Raw genomic sequence first — 16,871 nt, forward strand, 5'->3', positions numbered from 1 at the left:
GGAGGATTGCCGTCGAGGCGCCTGGGGTAGTAGGGCTACGACCGCACCACCCGCCCCGCAGCACCCGCGAGGTGATCCGCCGTGTTCCTGGAAGCCCTCGGTTCCGCCCTGCTCGGCTTCGCCCTGGCCTGGGCCGCCGTGCAATGGCTGGCCGACCGCCTCCCCTCCCGGGGGACCGTCCTCATGACCGGCGCGGTGGGCGGCGTCTTCGGCGCGCTCGTCACGCACGGGGCGCTGGGCCCCGGCCACTTCCTCGCCACGCTCATCGGCGCGGTGGCGGTCGCGGCGGTGCTGCTCTCGCTGCTGATCCGCCCGGCATCGCGCCGGCTGCGACGATCAGCGGCGGCGTGAACAGCGCCGCTCGACAACGTACGACAGGACTTACGCGGCGAGGCCGAGCGCGGCCATGCGCTTCGTGTGGGCCTCGGTGATCCGGGAGAACATCCGGCCGACCTCGGCGAGGTCGAAGCCGTCCGCGACACCGCCGACCAGCATCGTCGACAGCGCGTCGCGCTCGGCCACCACGCGCTGGGCCTGCGAGAGCGCCTCGCCCATCAGACGGCGCGCCCAGAGCGCGAGCCGGCCGCCGACGCGGGGGTCGGCGTCGATCGCCGCGCGGACCTTCTCCACGGCGAAGTTGCCGTGGCCGGTGTCGTCGAGCACCGACAGGACGAGACCGCGCGTGTCGGAGTCGAGCCGGGCCGCGACCTCCCGGTAGAAGTCGCTGGCGATCGAGTCGCCGACGTACGCCTTGACGAGGCCCTCCAGCCAGTCCGACGGCGCGGTCTGGCGGTGGAAGTCGTCGAGCGCCTTGGCGAAGGGCTCCATCGCGGCGGTCGGCTCGGCGTCCACGGCCGCGAGCCGGTCCCGCAGCTGCTCGAAGTGGTGGAACTCGGCCGAGGCCATCTTCGCCAGCTCCGCCTTGTCCGCGAGGGTCGGCGCCAGCTTGGCGTCCTCGGCGAGCCGCTCGAAGGCCGCCAGCTCTCCGTAGGCCAGCGCGCCGAGGAGGTCGATCACGGCGGCGCGGTACTGCGGCTCGGCGGATGCCGTGGCCCAGTCCTCGGCGGCGATCCCGGTCGGTGTGGCGTTGTCAGGCGTCTCCATGGAGCGCACAATAGCCCGCTCCCGCCACCGGGAAGGCCCTGGTCAGTCAGTGTGACCGTGCCCTCATCACGTTTTCTCCCAACACACATGCGCGATTCCGGGGTACAGTGATAAAGCGCCTGCTGAGTATGCGGACATGCTTTCGCACGTTCGGACGTATCCGGTAGGCCGACTCATGAATGAGGATGCCCGGTCGGTGGCCCGATCGGCTCCGGCCCGACAGCCCTTCCGGCGGACCCGCGGAAGGGTCACCTCAGCGGTTCGACGCTCGAGCGACGGCAGTGGTCCCGCGCCACCTGGCTGTGATCTTCACGATCCGGCCGGAAGTATCCCGGCACGGTACGACCCCCTTCGTTCGCCTCGTCCCGCGTCCACAGAAGAGGCAGCACCCTGACTACGACTTTCCGAGAGCTCGGAATCCTTCCCGAGACGGCCGAGGCCCTTGAGGCCGTCGGCATCGTCACCCCCTTTCCCATCCAGGAGATGACCCTTCCGGTCGCCCTCACCGGCACCGATGTCATCGGCCAGGCCAAGACCGGCACGGGCAAGACCCTCGGTTTCGGCCTTCCGATCCTGGAGCGCGTGACCGTTCCCGCGGACGTCGAGGCCGGCCGGGCGAAGCCCGAGCAGCTGACCGACGCCCCGCAGGCGCTCGTCGTCGTCCCCACCCGCGAGCTGTGCCAGCAGGTCACCAACGACCTCCTGACCGCCGGCAAGGTGCGCAACGTCCGCGTGCTCGCCATCTACGGCGGCCGTGCGTACGAGCCGCAGGTCGAGGCGCTCAAGAAGGGCGTCGACGTCATCGTCGGCACCCCCGGCCGTCTGCTCGACCTGGCCGGCCAGCGCAAGCTCGACCTCTCGCACGTCAAGGTCCTCGTCCTGGACGAGGCCGACGAGATGCTCGACCTGGGCTTCCTGCCCGACGTCGAGAAGATCATGAACATGCTTCCGGCCAAGCGCCAGACCATGCTGTTCTCGGCGACCATGCCGGGCGCGGTCATCAGCCTGGCCCGCCGCTACATGTCGCAGCCCACGCACATCCGGGCCACCTCGCCCGACGGTGAGGGCGCGACCGTCGCCAACATCAAGCAGCACGTCTACCGCGCGCACAACATGGACAAGCCGGAGATGGTCTCCCGCATCCTGCAGGCCAACGGCCGCGGGCTCGCGATGATCTTCTGCCGTACGAAGCGCACGGCGGCCGACATCGCCGAGCAGCTGGAGCGGCGCGGCTTCGCGTCCGGCGCGGTCCACGGCGACCTCGGCCAGGGCGCCCGCGAGCAGGCGCTGCGCGCCTTCCGTAACGGCAAGGTCGACGTCCTCGTCTGCACCGACGTCGCCGCGCGCGGCATCGACGTCGAGGGTGTCACCCACGTCATCAACTACCAGTCGCCGGAGGACGAGAAGACGTTCCTCCACCGCGTGGGCCGCACCGGCCGCGCGGGTGCGAAGGGTACGGCCGTGACGCTGGTCGACTGGGACGACATCCCGCGCTGGCAGCTCATCAACAAGGCGCTGGAGCTGGACTTCCACGACCCGGCCGAGACGTACTCGTCGTCCCCGCACCTCTACGAGGAGCTGGACATCCCGGCGGGCACCAAGGGCATCCTGCCCCGCACCGAGCGGACCCGTGCGGGTCTGGGCGCGGAGGAGCTGGAGGACCTGGGCGAGCCCGGCGGACGCCGTGGGCGCGGCCCGAAGGCCGACAAGGTCGAGAAGGTCGAGAAGGCCGAGGAGTTCCCGGCCCGTACGCGGACCCCGCGTCAGCGCCGGCGCACCCGTGGCGGCAGCGAGTTCGGTGACGCCCCGGCGTCGACGGCTCCGGCCACCGCCGTGTCGGCCGCTCCGGCCGCTCCGGTGACCGAGGACGCCTCGGCCGAGTCCGGTCCGCGCACCCCGCGTCGCCGTCGCCGTACCCGTCCGGGCAACCCGGGCGCCGCGCAGGTCGCGCAGACCGCTCCGGTCGCCCAGCCGGTCCAGGCCGCTCCGGTGGCTCAGGCCGCTCCGGTCGTCGAGGCCGCTCCGGTCGTCGAAGCCGCTCCGGCCCCCGTCGCCGAGGAGCCGAAGGCGCCCCGTCGCCGTGCCCGTGCCGCTCGCCCGGAGGCCGTGACGGCCGCGTTCGTCGCCCCGGCCCCCGTGGCCCAGGAGGCCGCCCCGGCCCCCCGTCGTCGCCGTCCCCGCATCCTGCGGCCGGTCGAGGACACCGTTTCCTTCCAGACGGTCGAGACCGCCGCGGCCGCCCTGCGGAACGCGCCGGTCGCCGAGGCGCCCGCCGCCCCGGTCGTCGAGGCCCCCGTGGAGGCCCCGGCGGAGCCCAAGAAGGCCCCGCGCCGCCGCACGGCCAAGAAGGCCGTCGCGGAGCCGGTCGTCGAGGCCGTCGCCGCTCCGGTCGTCGAGGCCGTCGCGGAGCCGGTCGCCGCCGAGGTCACGGCCGAGGTTCCCGCCCCGCGCCGTCGCCGTGCGGTCCGCAAGGCCACCGGTTCCCCGGTGACCGCCGAAGCGCCGGTGGCCGAGGCCCCCGTCGCCGAGCCGGTCGTGGCGCCGGTCGTCGAGGAGGCCCCCAAGGCTCCCCGCGCCCGCCGCACCGCCCGCAGGCCCGCCGGATCCCCGGTGACCACCGAAGCGCCGGTGGCCGAGGCCCCCGTCGCCGAGCCGGTCGTGGCGCCGGTCGTCGAGGAGGCCCCCAAGGCTCCCCGCGCCCGCCGCACCGCCCGCAGGCCCGCCGGATCCCCGGTCACCACCGAAGCACCGGTGACCGAGGCCCCCGTCGCCGCGTTGGTCGTCGAGCAGGCCGCCGCGCCGGTCGTCGAGCCGGTCGCTGCACCGGTCGTCGAGGAAGCCCCCAAGGCCGCCAAGGCTCCGCGCGCCCGCCGCACGACCAAGAAGGCCGCGGCCGCCGAGGCCGTCGTCGAGGCCCCGGTGGCCGAGGAGGCCCCGAAGGCTCCGCGTCGCCGCGCCACGAAGAAGGTGGTCGCCGCCGAGGCGCCCGACGCCTCGGAGCCGAAGACGCCGACGCGTCGCCGTACGACGAAGAAGGCCGTGGCCGCCGAGGCCCCGGCAGTCGAGGCCGCGGTCGCCGAGGAGGCCCCCAAGGCTCCCCGTCGCCGCACCACGAAGAAGGCGGCGGCTCAGCCCGAGAGCTGATCCCCGCCCCCGTCACGGCCGTGCGGCCCGGTCCCTCCCCAGGGGCCGGGCCGCACGGCCGTTGTGTGGCAGGCGCCCCCGGCCCCCGAGCCCTGTCCCGTTCGCGCCGTTACAGTCCAGATATGAGCAAGCCCCGTTCCCTCGCACTCCCGCCCCGCACCCGCGCCCGCCGACTGGCGACCGCACGGGGTGACTTCGCCGTCCTCGACGCGATGCCCGAGGGCGAGCGGCGCGGGACGGTGCTGCTGCTGCCCGGGTACACCGGCAGCAAGGAGGACTTCCTGGCGCTGCTCGGGCCGCTGAGCGAGGCCGGATACCGGGCGGTGGCGGTGGACGGGCGCGGCCAGCACGAGACCCCGGGCCCCCGTGGCCGGGCCGCCTACCGGCGCAGGCCGCTCGCCCTCGACGCGGTCGCCCAGGCCGCCGCCCTCGGCGACGGGCCCGTCCATCTGCTCGGCCACTCCTTCGGCGGCCTCGTGGCCCGCGCCGCAGGCTCCCTCGCGCCCGGCGCGTTCCGCTCGCTCACCCTGCTCTCCTCGGGACCCGGCCGTGTCGCGCGACCGCAGCGGATCCGGATCCGGGTCCTGCGGGGCGCGCTGGCGCTGCTGCCGAAGGAGCGGGTCTGGCAGGCGATGTGCTGGCTGGACAGCCGGGGCGAGGAGCCGGACACGGACACGGGCGACACCCCGGAGCTCACGGGCTTCCTGCGGCGGCGCTGGATGCGGACCCGGATCGCCCAGCTCGCGGGCGCCGGGCGACTGCTCCTGAGCGATCCGGACGGTACGGCGGAGCTGCTGGAGCTGCGGATGCCGCTGCACATCGCGTACGGGGCGGACGAGATGGTCTGGCCCCCGGCGGAACTGGCCGCGGCGGCGGCCCGTACCGGCGCGCACCACACGGTGGTCGAGGGCGCGGGCCACTCCCCCAACGTGTCGCACCCGCGCGAGCTGACGGACCGGCTCACCGGCTTCTGGGAGCGGGTCGACGCCCGTACGGAAGCCGGTGCGGCAGCCCCGTAAAAGCGCTCGGTACTGCGTCTTTCAGAACTGCGTCTTGAGGTGCTGCCAGAAGCCGTCCCGCAGGGCTCGCCGCAGGGAGGCGTGCCCGCGCAGGGAGCGGCTGAGCAGGCGCTCCGCCTCGACGAGCAGGTCCTGGTCGACGGGGCCCGGGAGGTAGGGGGCGCCGGGCAGGAGCTCCCCGAGCCTGTCCCGGCCGCGCTCGGCGAGCCAGGTCGCGGCGATCTGGGCGCCGACGAAACGGACCTCCTCTCGGGAGGGCGGCGGCTCGCCCTCGTTCTCGTACGTCGTGACGGGGCGGCGCGTGACGTACGGGCGGCAGAAGTCGAGCTCGAAGGTGCGCTGGCTGTCGACCTCCCAGAGGAGCGCCTCGGCCTGGTTGCGGCCCTCGGCGGCCTCGATGCCCCAGAGGTGGACGCGGGCCCCGTAGCCCTGGGCGGCCTCGACGGCCGAGACGAGGTCCTCGTCGCCGCCGACGAGGGCGGCGTCGCTGATGGCACGGTGGCGGGCGAGGGACTCCAGATCGGTGCGGATCAGGGAGTCGACGCCCTTCTGCTGGTTGTTGGCGTTGAGGTTGCCGAGGCGCACCTTGACGTCGGGCAGCTCGGCGATGGCCTGCTGCTCGGGGGTGTGGATCCGGCGCCGGGCGCCGTCGTACCAGTAGACGCGGAGCAGTCTGCTGTCCGCGAAGATCGTGCGGGCCTTGTCGATGAAGGCCTCGATCAGGCCCTCGGCGTCGAGGTCGAAGGAGCGCCGGTCCTCGGTGCCCGTCACCAGCAACCCCGCCGCAGCATGGACGTAACCTGCGTCGACGAAGATGGCGTGGGTGGAGGGGGTTTTGGCTACCTCGGCCAGCATCCGCTGGAGGAGCTCGTTGGTGCGCTCCACGCGGGCGTCGAGCGCGCTCAGGCGGGCGTCGATCGGCTGCGCGTCGGTAGGGGCGTCGGCGGGTGCGTCGGTGGTCTCTGCGTCGTTCATACGGGGCTCATTCTCCGCCGCCGGCGGCGCTGCCGCCACACCCCCCTACCCGCTAGTAGTTAGACATCCGAAAATTTTCCTTAGCGTAAGGAATGTTTGCAGGGTGCATTTCGTTGGACACATACGTAACTCAGTTCTCCTTCAGGAGGATCAACTCAGACGAAGGGAGAAGCCCATGCGCTTCGAAATCCTGCGCCTCGACGACATCGACGGCACGCCCGTCGACCGCACGGTCGTGGACGCCGCCTCCGTCAATCGGATCGTGCAGCAGGCCGCCGCGATCGGCCAGCGCATCTGGATCCGCCCCGCCGAGACCTCGGCCTCGTAACAGGCCAGGTCCACACCACGCACCGCGCCCCCGCACGGACTTCGCAGAGCGGAATCCGTACGGGGGCGCAGTGGTGTCCGGAGCCGGCCCCGCAGCGGGCTCTCAGGCCCCCTGGATCACCTGGGTGACGCCGTTGATGATCTGCTGCACCGCGATGGCGGAGAGCATCATGCCGGCGAGGCGGGTCACCAGGACCACGCCGCCGTCCTTGATGACGCGGATGATCAGCAGCGAGTAGCGCATGGTCAGCCAGAGCACGACGTGCATGGCGACGATGGCGGCCCAGACGGAGACCTGCGCCGAGGCGCTGTCGGCGTGCTGCACCGCGAGGATGACCGACACGATCGCGCCCGGCCCGGCGAGCAGCGGCATGCCGAGCGGCACCAGGGCGACGTTCACGTCCTTCGTCTGCTTCGGCTCGTCGGTCTTGCCGGTGAGCAGGTCGAGTGCGATGAGCAGCAGGAGCAGACCGCCCGCGATCATCAGCGCGGGGACGGAGACGTGCAGGTAGTCCAGGATCTGCTGCCCGAGCAGGCCGAAGACGGTGATGACGCCGAAGGCCACGGCGACGGCCTGCCAGGCCATGCGGCGCTGGACCTTGGCCGGCCGGCCGGAGGTGAGGGCGAGGAAGATCGGCGTGATCCCGGGGGGATCCATGATCACGAAGAGGGTCAGGAACAGCGAGCCGAAGACGGCGACGTCGAACACGGTGGGGTGCCTTGCGGGAGAGTCGAACGGTGGGGTGTGGGCTCCCACTGCCGGAATGTGGAGTTCCGCCAGCGGGCCGACGTGGGTACGTCCACCGCGGGGCACGGAGCCGCGCGGGGTGACGTGAACGGGTACGGGTGGGGGCGGCCCGGGATCCTCGCGGAGAGGACCGGGAGAGCGGGTGCGGCCGGGTGCGACCGGCAGGACACCGCACCGCGGGGGACGAGCGCGGGCGCGGACGCGATACGGGCCCGCCTCGTGGCGACCGCCGCGGCTCGTCCGCTCCGGACGCTCACCGAAGGCCGAAGGCCGTGGGCCTCGGGCCTGCCCCCTGGGGCTAGACCGCTCCCCCCGTGCCGGGGACCGCGAAGGCCCCTGTGGCACGGCGGATGATCTCGCCGTAGATCTCGGGGTCGGTGGTGTAGTCGCCGAGGCGACAGGTCTTGCGACTGCCGTGGTAGTCGCTGGAGCCCGTGGCCAGCAGCCCGAGCTCCTTCGCGAGTCCGCGCAGCCGCGCGCGCGTCGCTTCGTCGTGGTCCATGTGGTCGACCTCGATGCCGTCGAGTCCGGCGTCGGCCAGCCGGGCTATCGCCGCCTCCGGCACGACCTCGCCGCGCTTGACGGCGAGCGGGTGCGCGAAGACGGTGACCCCGCCGGCGGCCTTGACCAGGCGGATCGCGTCGACGGGATCCAGCTCGTGCTTCTCGACGTACGCCCGGCCGCCGTCGGCGAGCCAGTCGAGGGTGAAGGCCCCGGAGACGTCCGGGACGACCCCGTGCTCGACGAGCGCCTCGGCGACGTGCGGGCGGCCGACGGAGCCGTCGCCGGCGATCCGGGCGACCTGCTCCCAGGTGACGGGGACGCCGAGCTCCTGGAGCTTGCCGACCATGGCCTGTGCGCGCGGCACGCGGTCGTCCCGGACGAGCTCGCGCTCGGCGAGGAGCGCGGGCTCCTCCGGGTCGAAGAGGTACGCGAGCATGTGCAGGCCGATGCCGTCGAGCCGGCAGGACAGCTCGGCACCGGTGACGAGGGTCAGCCCCTCGGGCAGCGCGCCGATCGCCTCGGCGTGGCCGCGGGTGGTGTCGTGGTCCGTCAGCGCGACGACGTCGAGCCCGGCGGCGGCCGCGTTCCTGACGAGTTCGGCCGGCGAGTCCGTACCGTCGGAGGCCGTGGAGTGGGTGTGCAGATCGATGCGCACGACGCGGTACTCCGGGGGCTCGGCACGGACGAGGGACGCTTCAGCATAACGGGCGAATCGAACAGCCGTGTACGGATCCGGTCACCCGGTCGCCCGTTACTTCAGCAGCCTCGGGGTGAGTGCGCCGCACGGCAGGAGCTCGACCTCGGCGCCCGCGTCCCGGAGGTCCGTCAGGACCAGCTCGTCGTACATCAGGAGGCCGGACTGCTCGGGCCAGACGATCGCCCACAGCCAGAGGCCGCGCGCCTCGCCCGCGAAGACCGCGCGGTCCTGCGGGGTGCCGGTGACGTGCCACAGCGGGGTGGGGCGTCCGGCGGCGAGCACCTTCGCCTGGGGCGGCTTGTCGATGGCCATGCCGGAGCCGGGATCGAGGCCGTCGATGCCGGCGTACCGCGCGCCGAGGCCGACGCCGAGCTCCTCGGCGATCAGGAGCAGCTCGCCGAGCCCGCCGAGCGGGCCGGGACCCGAGCACGCGACGGCTGTCGCGCGTGCGCCGCTGCGGTCGTCACCGGCGCACGCGACACCGGTGTAGAGCCAGCCGACGGGCAGGGGCCACGGCATCCACACCGGTACCTGGGACCGGTGCACCACGACGTCGAGAGCCTCGACGCTGGGTGGGAGCACGGGCTGGAGCGGGTGCACCGAGCCGTGCACGTCACACTGCCAGGAGTCGGCGAAGAGACCGGGCGCTCTGACCCTGCCACCGCACTTCGGACAACTGGGTTCGCCCCTCATAGGGCTCAACGGTCCTACCCCTCGGGCCCCGCGTCAAGGACGGCCCGCGGACGATCACCCGTCCGGCCCGAGCCGTTCACCCAGGGCCTCGGTCCAGTGCCGCGGCCGGGGCTCAGTCCAGGCTCGGCCCGGACTCAGTCCGGGCTCAGTCCGGGCTCAGTCCGGGCTGAGCCCGTGCGCGGCCCGGGCTCAGTCCAGGCTCACGGACGCGCGCAGCGGGTCGCGCAGATCCGTCCCCCGGGCCAGCCAGCGCTCCTCCAGGGCCTGCGCCCCGTGCACCCGCTTCCACGCCGCCTCGTTCGGCGTCATCGGGAGCAGCGGCAGGAAGCGGACCGGGTCGAGCGGCTCGTCCAGCTCCAGGTCCTCCACCAGGCCGCCGGACTCGGCGACGAGGACCGAGCTGAAGCCGGCGCCCGGCCAGAGGGGATCGCCCACGTCGAGCGAGGCGCCGGGGGCCACGACCACGCCCTCGACCTGCGGGGTGGCGGCGAGCACGGCGAGCGGGCGCAGCACCTTGTCGGTGTCGGCGAGGCCGGCCCGTACGGTGAGGACGAGCTCCGCGCGCGGGCCCTTCACGGGGTCCGCGAGGGCGGCGGTCGGATCGGCCATCGGCGAGGCGGACATCCCGAGGGTCGCGTACCGCACGAGGTCGCCGTCGACGAAGCGGAGCACCTCGATCCGATCAGTGCCGAGGAACGTCACCGCGGCCCGCGCGTCCGGTTCTCCGAGTGCCGTCCGCAGCCGGGCCTCGACCAGAGCAAGAACTTCTCCCATGGCTTGAGCATAAAGCGCGTATGGAACGGGCAAAGTCAAGGATTGACCCTCTGTCGGCTGATAGTCTTGGCCGCTGGTCGGGAGTCACGAACTCCTGATTACTCGTCACACGTCATCCCCCACGGGGGACCGGCCGGAGGAGGTGGGGCTGCGATGGACCGAAGTCGGTCGGGCAGTACCAGTCGCTCTTCCGCCTCGCACCCGAGCCCGGTGCGCTTCACCCTCCGGTGATCCCAGGTCCCGTACGGGACCCGCCTTCTCCGACATCGGGCATCCGGCATCTCGCACGACGGAAGAGCATTTCGCCTTTGCCTGTCTGTAGCGAACGCCGTCACCGCGATCCCCCGGTGCCGCCCGCTTTGTGGACGACGTAGCTCCACGTCCCCATTCCGGGCTGTGCCACGCATCGCACCGACGGCCTCTCCGTGAAGGAGCATGCCCATGTCGATGATCCGTGACCTGCGCGCCGCCGTCCGGCCGAGCCTGCGGCACACCCTGCGCAAGACCCCCACCACCTACACCTCGTACGACCCCACCCGCGACCACTCGGCCTCCAGCGCCGTCGTCGACTGCGCCGTCTACCGCGACGGGCGCCGGGTCGACGACCGCGACTGCCTCACGCCCCGCGGCGCGATGAGCCAGGTACGGGAGAGCGGCGGCTTCGCCTGGATCGGGCTCCACGAGCCGACCGAGGCCGAATTCGCCGGTATCGCCGCCGAGTTCGGGCTGCACCCGCTCGCCGTCGAGGACGCCGTCCACGCCCACCAGCGGCCCAAGCTGGAGCGGTACGACGACACCCTCTTCACCGTCTTCAAGACGATCCACTACGTCGAGCACGCCGAACTCACCGCGACCAGCGAGGTCGTCGAGACCGGCGAGGTCATGTGCTTCACCGGCCCCGACTTCGTCATCACCGTCCGGCACGGCGGCCAGGGCTCCCTGCGCAACCTCCGCCACCGCCTCCAGGGCGAGCCCGAACTCCTCGCCAAGGGCCCCTCGGCCGTGCTGCACGCCATCGCCGACCACGTCGTCGACGGCTACATCGCGGTCGCCGACGCCGTCGAGCTGGACATCGACCAGCTGGAGATCGACGTCTTCTCGCCGAGCACGAAAGGCTCCACCCGCGGTACGGACACGGGCCGGATCTACCAGCTCAAGCGTGAGGTACTGGAGTTCAAGCGGGCCGTCACCCCGCTCCTGCGCCCCCTGACGCTGCTCAGCGAGCGCCCGATGCGGCTGGTCGACCCCGACATCCAGAAGTACTTCCGGGACGTCGCCGACCACCTGGCCCGCGTCCAGGAGCAGGTCGTCGGCTTCGACGAGCTCCTCAACTCGATCCTCCAGGCCAACTTGGCGCAGGCGACCGTCGCGCAGAACGAGGACATGCGCAAGATCACCTCGTGGGCGGCGATCGTCGCCGTCCCCACGGCGGTCTGCGGCGTCTACGGCATGAACTTCGACCACATGCCCGAGCTGCACTGGAAGTACGGCTACCCGATGGTGCTCACCGGCATCATCGTGGTCTGTTTCAGCATCCACCGCATGCTCAAGCGCAACGGCTGGCTGTAGCCGGACAGGCCCTAAGCTTCGGGCCATGACTGAAGAGCTGCCCGGGTCCGCCCTCGTCGAGGAGGCCACCAAGAAGTCCGGCCTCGTCTGGGTGCGCGGGACCGGCCCCTCCCGCGCTCTCTGGCACGTCTGGCACGACGGCGCCGCGCACGTCGTCGGCGACGGCCCCGGCGAGCAGCCGCTGCCGGGCCTCGTGGACGGCGGGACGGCCGAGGTCACGGTCCGCAGCAAGGACAAGGGCGGGCGGCTCGTCGCCTGGACGGCCGCCGTGCGCGAACTCTCCCCCGGTACGGAGGAGTGGGACGCCGCGGTCGCCGAGCTGAAGGGCAAGCGGCTGAACGCGTCGGACGGCGAGGCCATGCCGGGGCGCTGGGCGCGCGAGTGCCGCGTCCTGCGGCTCGACCCCCGCTCCTCGACGACGGAGCTGCCGGACGGCTCCCTGGCGGCCGTACCGCTGCCCTCGGAGGCCACGACCCGCCGGCCGGTGCCGGCCGCGCTCCCGAAGCTGCTGTTCCGGAAGCGCCGCAGGTAATCAGGTCCGGGGCAGCTGCTTGCCGTAGTCGAGGGTCTCTTCCTTCGACGGCTCCGCGAGCGGGAAGTCCTTGTTCCACTCGGAGAGCACGACGATGCCCGCTCCCCCGCCCCGCGCGAACTGCAGGGGGTACGGGGAGCCCTCCAGGGCCACGTCGAGCGTGCCGCCCTCGCCCTCCGCGCCGCCCTTGACCTTGATCGTGCGGACCCCGCCGATCTGGTCGCGGTCGCCCTTGACCTTCTCCCCGTGCAGGCCGATCAGCCCGCCGAGGAGCACGTCCATGTCGGTGAAGCCGCGGAACTGCTTGTACGCGGGGTCGCCCTTCGGCACCTTCACGTACATGTCGTCGAGCTTGTCGGCGGCCTCGGTGTCCGCCTCGGTGGGCTCGTCGTCCGACGTGTCGTCGTGCGCCCAGAAGCCCGCGTCCGCCTTCAGATAGAGCGCGTCGCCGATCCGCAGCAGCTCGAAGGTGCTGTTCTTCGTCGTCACCGAGCCGGCCGCGCCGTCCTGCTTCAACCGCATGTTGAGCTTGAAGGTGCCGCCCTTGCTGACGAGCGTGCCCGCGAGCCGTACCGCCTTCGCCGTGTCGGCGGCCGACTGCGCCTTCTTCTCGATCTCGGGCGCGGAGAGTCTCCCGACCCCGTTGGTCCCCTCGTCCGGATCGGCGCCGCAGGCGGTGAGTCCGACCGTCAGCCCGGCGCAGAGCGCCAGGGGCGCGACGGCCCTGCGGATACGCGATGACGGGGTACGAACGGCCATCTGCGCTGCCTCTCGTGTCGTGGGGGGGGTACGCCGGGCCGTGGCCCGTACGGGGTGCCGTGGACGGCCGTCGGCCGGGCCGGGCGGAATGGCCGGGTCCGGTGCCGCGGCCGCGTGGGGGAACGGCAGACCGCAGCGTACCCGGGCCGGGTGACGGGCCCCGCAGCCAGCCGTACGGAGGCGCTGCCGGAGCGGGGCGGAACGGCACGGGCTAGCCTGAACCCGGCAAAGCTCTGCAATCACCGGCAAAGCGCTTGCCTCGACTCGAATCGTGCGGCACCGAGGAGGCGCGTGGCATGGCGGCAGGCGCCCCCCGGATCTTCGTCTCGCACCTCGCGGGGGTCCCCGTCTTCGACCCCGTCGGCGACCAGGTCGGCCGCGTCAGCGACCTCGTGGCCATGCTCCGCGTCGGCCGCAGACCGCCCCGGCTGCTCGGCATGGTCGTGGAGGTGCTCAGCCGCCGCCGCGTCTTCGTCCCGATGACCCGCATCACGGGCGTCGAGTCCGGCCAGGTCATCACCACCGGCGTCGTCAACATGCGCCGCTTCGAACGGCGCCCCACCGAGCGGCTCGTCCTCGGCGAGCTCCTCGACCGGCGCGTCCGGCTCGTGGGGACCGACGGGCAGGAGGGCGAGGAGGTCACCGTCCTCGACGTCGCCATCCAGCAGCTGCCCGCCCGCCGCGACTGGGAGATCGACAAGGTCTTCGTCCGCAAGGGGAAGGGCGGGGTGCTGAGCCGCAAGGGCGAGACGCTGACCGTCGAGTGGTCGGCGGTCACCGGCTTCTCCCTGGAGGAGGAGGGGCAGGGCGCGGAGAGCCTCGTCGCCACCTTCGAGAAGCTGCGCCCGGCCGACCTCGCCAACGTCCTGCACCACCTCTCCCCCAAGCGGCGCGCCGAGGTCGCCGCGGCCCTCGACGACGACCGGCTCGCCGACGTCCTCGAAGAGCTGCCGGAGGACGACCAGATCGAGATCCTCGGCAAGCTGAAGGAGGAGCGCGCGGCCGACGTCCTGGAGGCGATGGACCCGGACGACGCGGCCGACCTGCTGTCCGAGCTGCCCGAGGAGGACCAGGAGCGGCTCCTCACCCTGATGCAGCCGGACGAGGCCGCCGACGTGCGGCGGCTCCTGTCGTACGAGGAGCGGACGGCCGGCGGTCTGATGACGACCGAGCCGATCGTGCTGCGGCCGGACGCCACGGTCGCGGACGCGCTCGCCCGGGTGCGCCAGCAGGACCTGTCGCCGGCGCTCGCCGCGCAGGTGTACGTGTGCCGGCCGCCGGACGAGACGCCGACCGGGAAGTACCTGGGGACGGTGCACTTCCAGCGGCTGCTGCGGGACCCGCCGTTCACGCTGGTCAGCTCGCTCGTCGACAGCGACCTGCCGCCGCTCGGCCCGGACACCCCGCTGCCCGCCGTCACCAGCTACCTCGCCGCGTACAACATGGTCGCCGCGCCCGTCGTGGACGAGAGCGGTTCGCTGCTCGGCGCGGTCACCGTCGACGACGTGCTCGACCACCTGCTGCCGGAGGACTGGCGGGAGACCGAGTTCCACGAGGAGGGGACGGGACATGGCCGCTGAGCGGGGGCACGAGAGGGACCGGGAGCGGGACCGGCCGATGGTGGCCCGGATCCGGCTCGACCTGCCGCGCGAGCGCCGGGCCAGGTTCCTGCCGGAGTACGACCCGGAGGCGTTCGGGCGGATGTCCGAGCGGATCGCCCGCTTCCTGGGGACCGGGCGCTTCCTCGTCTGGATGACCCTGACGATCATCGTCTGGGTCATGTGGAACATCTTCGCCCCGGCGTCGCTGAAGTTCGACGAGTACCCGTTCATCTTCCTGACGCTCGCCCTGTCCCTCCAGGCCTCGTACGCGGCCCCGCTGATCCTGCTCGCCCAGAACCGGCAGGACGACCGGGACCGGGTCAACCTCGAACAGGACCGGAAGCAGAACGAGCGGTCGATCGCGGACACCGAGTACCTGACCCGGGAGATCGCGGCGCTCCGCATGGGCCTCGGCGAGGTCGCCACGCGCGACTGGATCCGCTCGGAGCTCCAGGGCCTGATCAAGGAGCTGGAGGAGCGCCGGGATCTATTCCCCTCCGGCGAAGGTCACGGACGTGACGTACCCGACCGTTGACAGCCCTTTCATGGCCCGGTGGTCCGCGCCGTACCATCGTCGGTATGGCTATGGAAGACGCGGTGCGTGAAGCACTGGCGACGGTGAACGACCCCGAGATCAACAAACCGATCACTGAGCTCGGCATGGTCAAGTCGGTGGAGATCGAACCGGACGGCAGGGTCGCCGTCACGGTCTACCTGACCGTCTCCGGCTGCCCGATGCGCGACACCATCACGCAGCGCGTGACCGAGGCCGTCTCCCGCGTCGAGGGCGTCACCGCCGTCGACGTCACGCTCGACGTGATGAGCGACGAGCAGCGCAAGGAGCTGGCGGCGGCGCTGCGCGGGACCGGCGCGGAGCGCGAGGTGCCGTTCGCGAAGCCGGGCTCGCTGACCCGGGTGTACGCGGTCGCCTCCGGCAAGGGCGGCGTCGGCAAGTCCTCCGTGACCGTGAACCTCGCCGCGGCGATGGCCGCGGACGGTCTGAAGGTCGGTGTCGTCGACGCCGACATCTACGGTCACAGCGTGCCGCGGATGCTGGGCGCGGACGGCCGTCCGACCCAGGTCGAGAACATGATCATGCCGCCGTCGGCGCACGGCGTGAAGGTCATCTCGATCGGCATGTTCACCCCGGGCAACGCGCCGGTGGTGTGGCGCGGCCCGATGCTGCACCGCGCGCTCCAGCAGTTCCTCGCGGACGTGTACTGGGGCGACCTGGACGTCCTCCTGCTCGACCTGCCCCCGGGCACGGGCGACATCGCGATCTCGGTCGCGCAGCTCGTCCCGAACGCGGAGATCCTGGTCGTCACGACCCCGCAGCAGGCCGCCGCCGAGGTCGCCGAGCGGGCCGGCTCGATCGCCGTGCAGACGCACCAGAAGATCGTCGGCGTCGTCGAGAACATGGCGGGCCTGCCCTGCCCGCACTGCGACGAGATGGTCGACGTGTTCGGCACGGGCGGCGGCCAGCGGGTCGCCGACGGTCTGACGCGGACCACGGGCGCGACCGTCCCCGTCCTCGGCTCGATCCCGATCGACGTCCGGCTGCGCGAGGGCGGCGACGAGGGCAAGCCCGTCGTGCTGTCCGACCCGGACTCCCCGGCGGGCGCGGCACTGCGCGCGATCGCCGGCAAGCTGGGCGGCCGCGCGCGCGGCCTGTCGGGCATGAGCCTGGGCATCACCCCGCGCAACAAGTTCTGAGACGCGGTACGCGAGAAGGGCGCCCCCTGGTGAGGGGGCGCCCTTTCACGTACCCGCGTCTACGCGTACGCCTCGAGGTCCTTGATCTGCGAGAACCCGAGCCCGTACGCGCTCATCCCCCGCCCGTACGCCCCCAGGTGCACCCCCGCCGCCGACCCGGCCAGCACCCAGCCGAACTCCGACTCGCGGTAGTGGAAGGGCACCGGCACCCCGTCCACGGGGAGCGACAGCGTCGACCAGGCGGGCCCGTCGAGGTCGTCGGCGAGCTCGAAGGCCGTCTCCGTCTGCTGGTCCAGCCAGTTGTCGCGCAGCCCGTGGTCGAGCGAGGCGGGCCAGGTGTGGACCAGGAGCCCCGATCCGGCCAGCCAGGCGGCGGAGGAGACCGTGGTGGCGTCGAGGACGCCCGTCCCGTCCCCGGTCCGCCGGACCGGGCTCGCCGCGACCGTCACCACGACGGCGAAACGCTCCTTCTCCATGCCCCGCGCGTCCGACTTTATGGACGGCTCGTCACCGTGCCCCGTCGAACCGTGCTGCACACTGCCGTCCGCCGCCGTGCCGACCTGCATCAGCCAGCGCGGCCCGGTGAAGGCCTCATCCAGGCCGTACCAGGCGAAGGGTGCGCGCAGATAGCCCTCGGGGGTACGCCGGGCCGTCGGTACGCCCTCCACCCGACTCGTGGTCTCCAACTCGGCCGCCTCCTCGTTCCGTCAAC

General features: G+C 72.5%; 17 protein-coding genes. 9 read left to right on the top strand and 8 right to left on the bottom strand.

All coding sequences use genetic code 11. The annotated features are described in order from the left end of the window. Nucleotides 1–81: 81 nt before the first annotated feature. Complete coding sequence (locus tag ACIBG6_RS15830) at nucleotides 82–351, top strand: hypothetical protein (protein ID WP_317598880.1); 270 nt, start codon at nucleotides 82–84, stop codon at nucleotides 349–351. A 30-nt stretch (nucleotides 352–381) separates the two neighbouring features. On the opposite strand, the gene ACIBG6_RS15835 is transcribed toward ACIBG6_RS15830, so the two are convergent. Next, complete coding sequence (locus tag ACIBG6_RS15835; protein ID WP_317598878.1) at nucleotides 382–1,104, bottom strand: ferritin-like fold-containing protein; 723 nt, start codon at nucleotides 1,102–1,104, stop codon at nucleotides 382–384. A gap of 483 nt (nucleotides 1,105–1,587) precedes the next feature. Between ACIBG6_RS15835 and ACIBG6_RS15840 the strand changes: the two genes are divergently transcribed. Both ACIBG6_RS15840 and ACIBG6_RS15845 read left to right on the top strand, forming a co-directional pair. Continuing rightward, on the top strand, nucleotides 1,588–4,248 hold the full coding sequence (locus tag ACIBG6_RS15840; RefSeq protein ID WP_399223150.1) for a DEAD/DEAH box helicase: 2,661 nt from the start codon (nucleotides 1,588–1,590) through the stop codon (nucleotides 4,246–4,248). A 122-nt stretch (nucleotides 4,249–4,370) separates the two neighbouring features. After that, entirely contained in the window at nucleotides 4,371–5,267 is an 897-nt protein-coding gene (locus ACIBG6_RS15845; RefSeq protein ID WP_399223151.1) for an alpha/beta fold hydrolase, read from the top strand. Nucleotides 5,268–5,288: 21 nt separating this feature from the next. Here ACIBG6_RS15845 and ACIBG6_RS15850 read toward each other — a convergent pair whose 3' ends face one another. Continuing rightward, nucleotides 5,289–6,242 carry an NYN domain-containing protein gene (locus ACIBG6_RS15850; protein ID WP_399223153.1) on the bottom strand — a complete coding sequence of 318 codons (954 nt, stop codon included), beginning with the start codon at nucleotides 6,240–6,242 and terminating at the stop codon, nucleotides 5,289–5,291. A 175-nt stretch (nucleotides 6,243–6,417) separates the two neighbouring features. Here ACIBG6_RS15850 and ACIBG6_RS15855 point away from each other — a divergent pair, with 175 nt between their 5' ends. Then, nucleotides 6,418–6,570, top strand: coding sequence for a hypothetical protein (locus ACIBG6_RS15855; RefSeq protein ID WP_086823662.1), 153 nt, complete (start codon nucleotides 6,418–6,420; stop codon nucleotides 6,568–6,570). Nucleotides 6,571–6,672: 102 nt separating this feature from the next. Here the strand turns inward: ACIBG6_RS15855 and ACIBG6_RS15860 are convergent, their stop codons facing one another. The 4 genes from ACIBG6_RS15860 to ACIBG6_RS15875 form a co-directional block, all read right to left on the bottom strand. After that, on the bottom strand, nucleotides 6,673–7,278 hold the full coding sequence (locus ACIBG6_RS15860) for a MarC family protein (RefSeq protein WP_399223154.1): 606 nt from the start codon (nucleotides 7,276–7,278) through the stop codon (nucleotides 6,673–6,675). A 337-nt stretch (nucleotides 7,279–7,615) separates the two neighbouring features. After that, a complete protein-coding gene (locus ACIBG6_RS15865; RefSeq protein ID WP_399223155.1) occupies nucleotides 7,616–8,476 on the bottom strand; it encodes a PHP domain-containing protein in 861 nt (286 codons plus the stop codon). A gap of 96 nt (nucleotides 8,477–8,572) precedes the next feature. After that, the gene (locus ACIBG6_RS15870; RefSeq protein ID WP_329621305.1) at nucleotides 8,573–9,211 is read right to left on the bottom strand and encodes a DUF6758 family protein; all 639 of its coding nucleotides are present in this window, start codon (nucleotides 9,209–9,211) and stop codon (nucleotides 8,573–8,575) included. A 189-nt stretch (nucleotides 9,212–9,400) separates the two neighbouring features. Next, nucleotides 9,401–9,985, bottom strand: a complete 585-nt coding sequence (locus ACIBG6_RS15875; protein ID WP_399223156.1) for a suppressor of fused domain protein — start codon at nucleotides 9,983–9,985, stop codon at nucleotides 9,401–9,403. Between the two features lie 441 nt (nucleotides 9,986–10,426). Between ACIBG6_RS15875 and ACIBG6_RS15880 the strand changes: the two genes are divergently transcribed. Continuing rightward, entirely contained in the window at nucleotides 10,427–11,554 is a 1,128-nt protein-coding gene (locus tag ACIBG6_RS15880; RefSeq protein ID WP_399223157.1) for a magnesium and cobalt transport protein CorA, read from the top strand. Nucleotides 11,555–11,579: 25 nt separating this feature from the next. Further along, complete coding sequence (locus tag ACIBG6_RS15885) at nucleotides 11,580–12,086, top strand: hypothetical protein (RefSeq protein ID WP_399223158.1); 507 nt, start codon at nucleotides 11,580–11,582, stop codon at nucleotides 12,084–12,086. On the opposite strand, the gene ACIBG6_RS15890 is transcribed toward ACIBG6_RS15885, so the two are convergent. Continuing rightward, nucleotides 12,087–12,845 carry a hypothetical protein gene (locus tag ACIBG6_RS15890; protein WP_399223159.1) on the bottom strand — a complete coding sequence of 253 codons (759 nt, stop codon included), beginning with the start codon at nucleotides 12,843–12,845 and terminating at the stop codon, nucleotides 12,087–12,089. A 296-nt stretch (nucleotides 12,846–13,141) separates the two neighbouring features. Between ACIBG6_RS15890 and ACIBG6_RS15895 the strand changes: the two genes are divergently transcribed. From ACIBG6_RS15895 to ACIBG6_RS15905, 3 genes are read left to right on the top strand one after another with little or no spacing between them, the layout of a single operon-like run. Further along, nucleotides 13,142–14,425: a magnesium transporter MgtE N-terminal domain-containing protein gene (locus ACIBG6_RS15895; protein WP_399223160.1), complete on the top strand. Its 1,284-nt coding sequence runs from the start codon at nucleotides 13,142–13,144 to the stop codon at nucleotides 14,423–14,425. Beyond that, nucleotides 14,415–14,981 (top strand): DUF1003 domain-containing protein, encoded by a 567-nt coding sequence (locus ACIBG6_RS15900; RefSeq protein ID WP_399223161.1) that lies wholly within the window; start codon nucleotides 14,415–14,417, stop codon nucleotides 14,979–14,981. Before ACIBG6_RS15895 ends, ACIBG6_RS15900 begins: the two co-directional genes overlap by 11 nt. Nucleotides 14,982–15,025: 44 nt before the next feature. Continuing rightward, nucleotides 15,026–16,159 (top strand): Mrp/NBP35 family ATP-binding protein, encoded by a 1,134-nt coding sequence (locus tag ACIBG6_RS15905; protein ID WP_267045698.1) that lies wholly within the window; start codon nucleotides 15,026–15,028, stop codon nucleotides 16,157–16,159. A gap of 59 nt (nucleotides 16,160–16,218) precedes the next feature. Here ACIBG6_RS15905 and ACIBG6_RS15910 read toward each other — a convergent pair whose 3' ends face one another. After that, nucleotides 16,219–16,845 (bottom strand): hypothetical protein, encoded by a 627-nt coding sequence (locus ACIBG6_RS15910; protein WP_399223163.1) that lies wholly within the window; start codon nucleotides 16,843–16,845, stop codon nucleotides 16,219–16,221. Nucleotides 16,846–16,871: the final 26 nt, after the last annotated feature.

Source organism: Streptomyces sp. NPDC050842 (assembly GCF_044456565.1).
In the GTDB taxonomy this organism is placed as follows: Bacteria; Actinomycetota; Actinomycetes; order Streptomycetales; family Streptomycetaceae; genus Streptomyces.

What these genes read in the sequence shown, in the direction of transcription:
- ACIBG6_RS15880 (WP_399223157.1), top strand. Translation starts at nt 10,427, where the DNA reads ATGTCGATGATCCGTGACCTGCGCGCCGCCGTCCGGCCGAGCCTGCGG.
- ACIBG6_RS15875 (WP_399223156.1), bottom strand. Translation starts at nt 9,985, where the DNA reads ATGGGAGAAGTTCTTGCTCTGGTCGAGGCCCGGCTGCGGACGGCACTC.
- ACIBG6_RS15895 (WP_399223160.1), top strand. Translation starts at nt 13,142, where the DNA reads ATGGCGGCAGGCGCCCCCCGGATCTTCGTCTCGCACCTCGCGGGGGTC.
- ACIBG6_RS15835 (WP_317598878.1), bottom strand. Translation starts at nt 1,104, where the DNA reads ATGGAGACGCCTGACAACGCCACACCGACCGGGATCGCCGCCGAGGAC.
- ACIBG6_RS15850 (WP_399223153.1), bottom strand. Translation starts at nt 6,242, where the DNA reads ATGAACGACGCAGAGACCACCGACGCACCCGCCGACGCCCCTACCGAC.
- ACIBG6_RS15905 (WP_267045698.1), top strand. Translation starts at nt 15,026, where the DNA reads ATGGCTATGGAAGACGCGGTGCGTGAAGCACTGGCGACGGTGAACGAC.
- ACIBG6_RS15870 (WP_329621305.1), bottom strand. Translation starts at nt 9,211, where the DNA reads ATGAGGGGCGAACCCAGTTGTCCGAAGTGCGGTGGCAGGGTCAGAGCG.
- ACIBG6_RS15840 (WP_399223150.1), top strand. Translation starts at nt 1,588, where the DNA reads ATGACCCTTCCGGTCGCCCTCACCGGCACCGATGTCATCGGCCAGGCC.
- ACIBG6_RS15890 (WP_399223159.1), bottom strand. Translation starts at nt 12,845, where the DNA reads ATGGCCGTTCGTACCCCGTCATCGCGTATCCGCAGGGCCGTCGCGCCC.
- ACIBG6_RS15855 (WP_086823662.1), top strand. Translation starts at nt 6,418, where the DNA reads ATGCGCTTCGAAATCCTGCGCCTCGACGACATCGACGGCACGCCCGTC.
- ACIBG6_RS15900 (WP_399223161.1), top strand. Translation starts at nt 14,415, where the DNA reads ATGGCCGCTGAGCGGGGGCACGAGAGGGACCGGGAGCGGGACCGGCCG.
- ACIBG6_RS15845 (WP_399223151.1), top strand. Translation starts at nt 4,371, where the DNA reads ATGAGCAAGCCCCGTTCCCTCGCACTCCCGCCCCGCACCCGCGCCCGC.
- ACIBG6_RS15885 (WP_399223158.1), top strand. Translation starts at nt 11,580, where the DNA reads ATGACTGAAGAGCTGCCCGGGTCCGCCCTCGTCGAGGAGGCCACCAAG.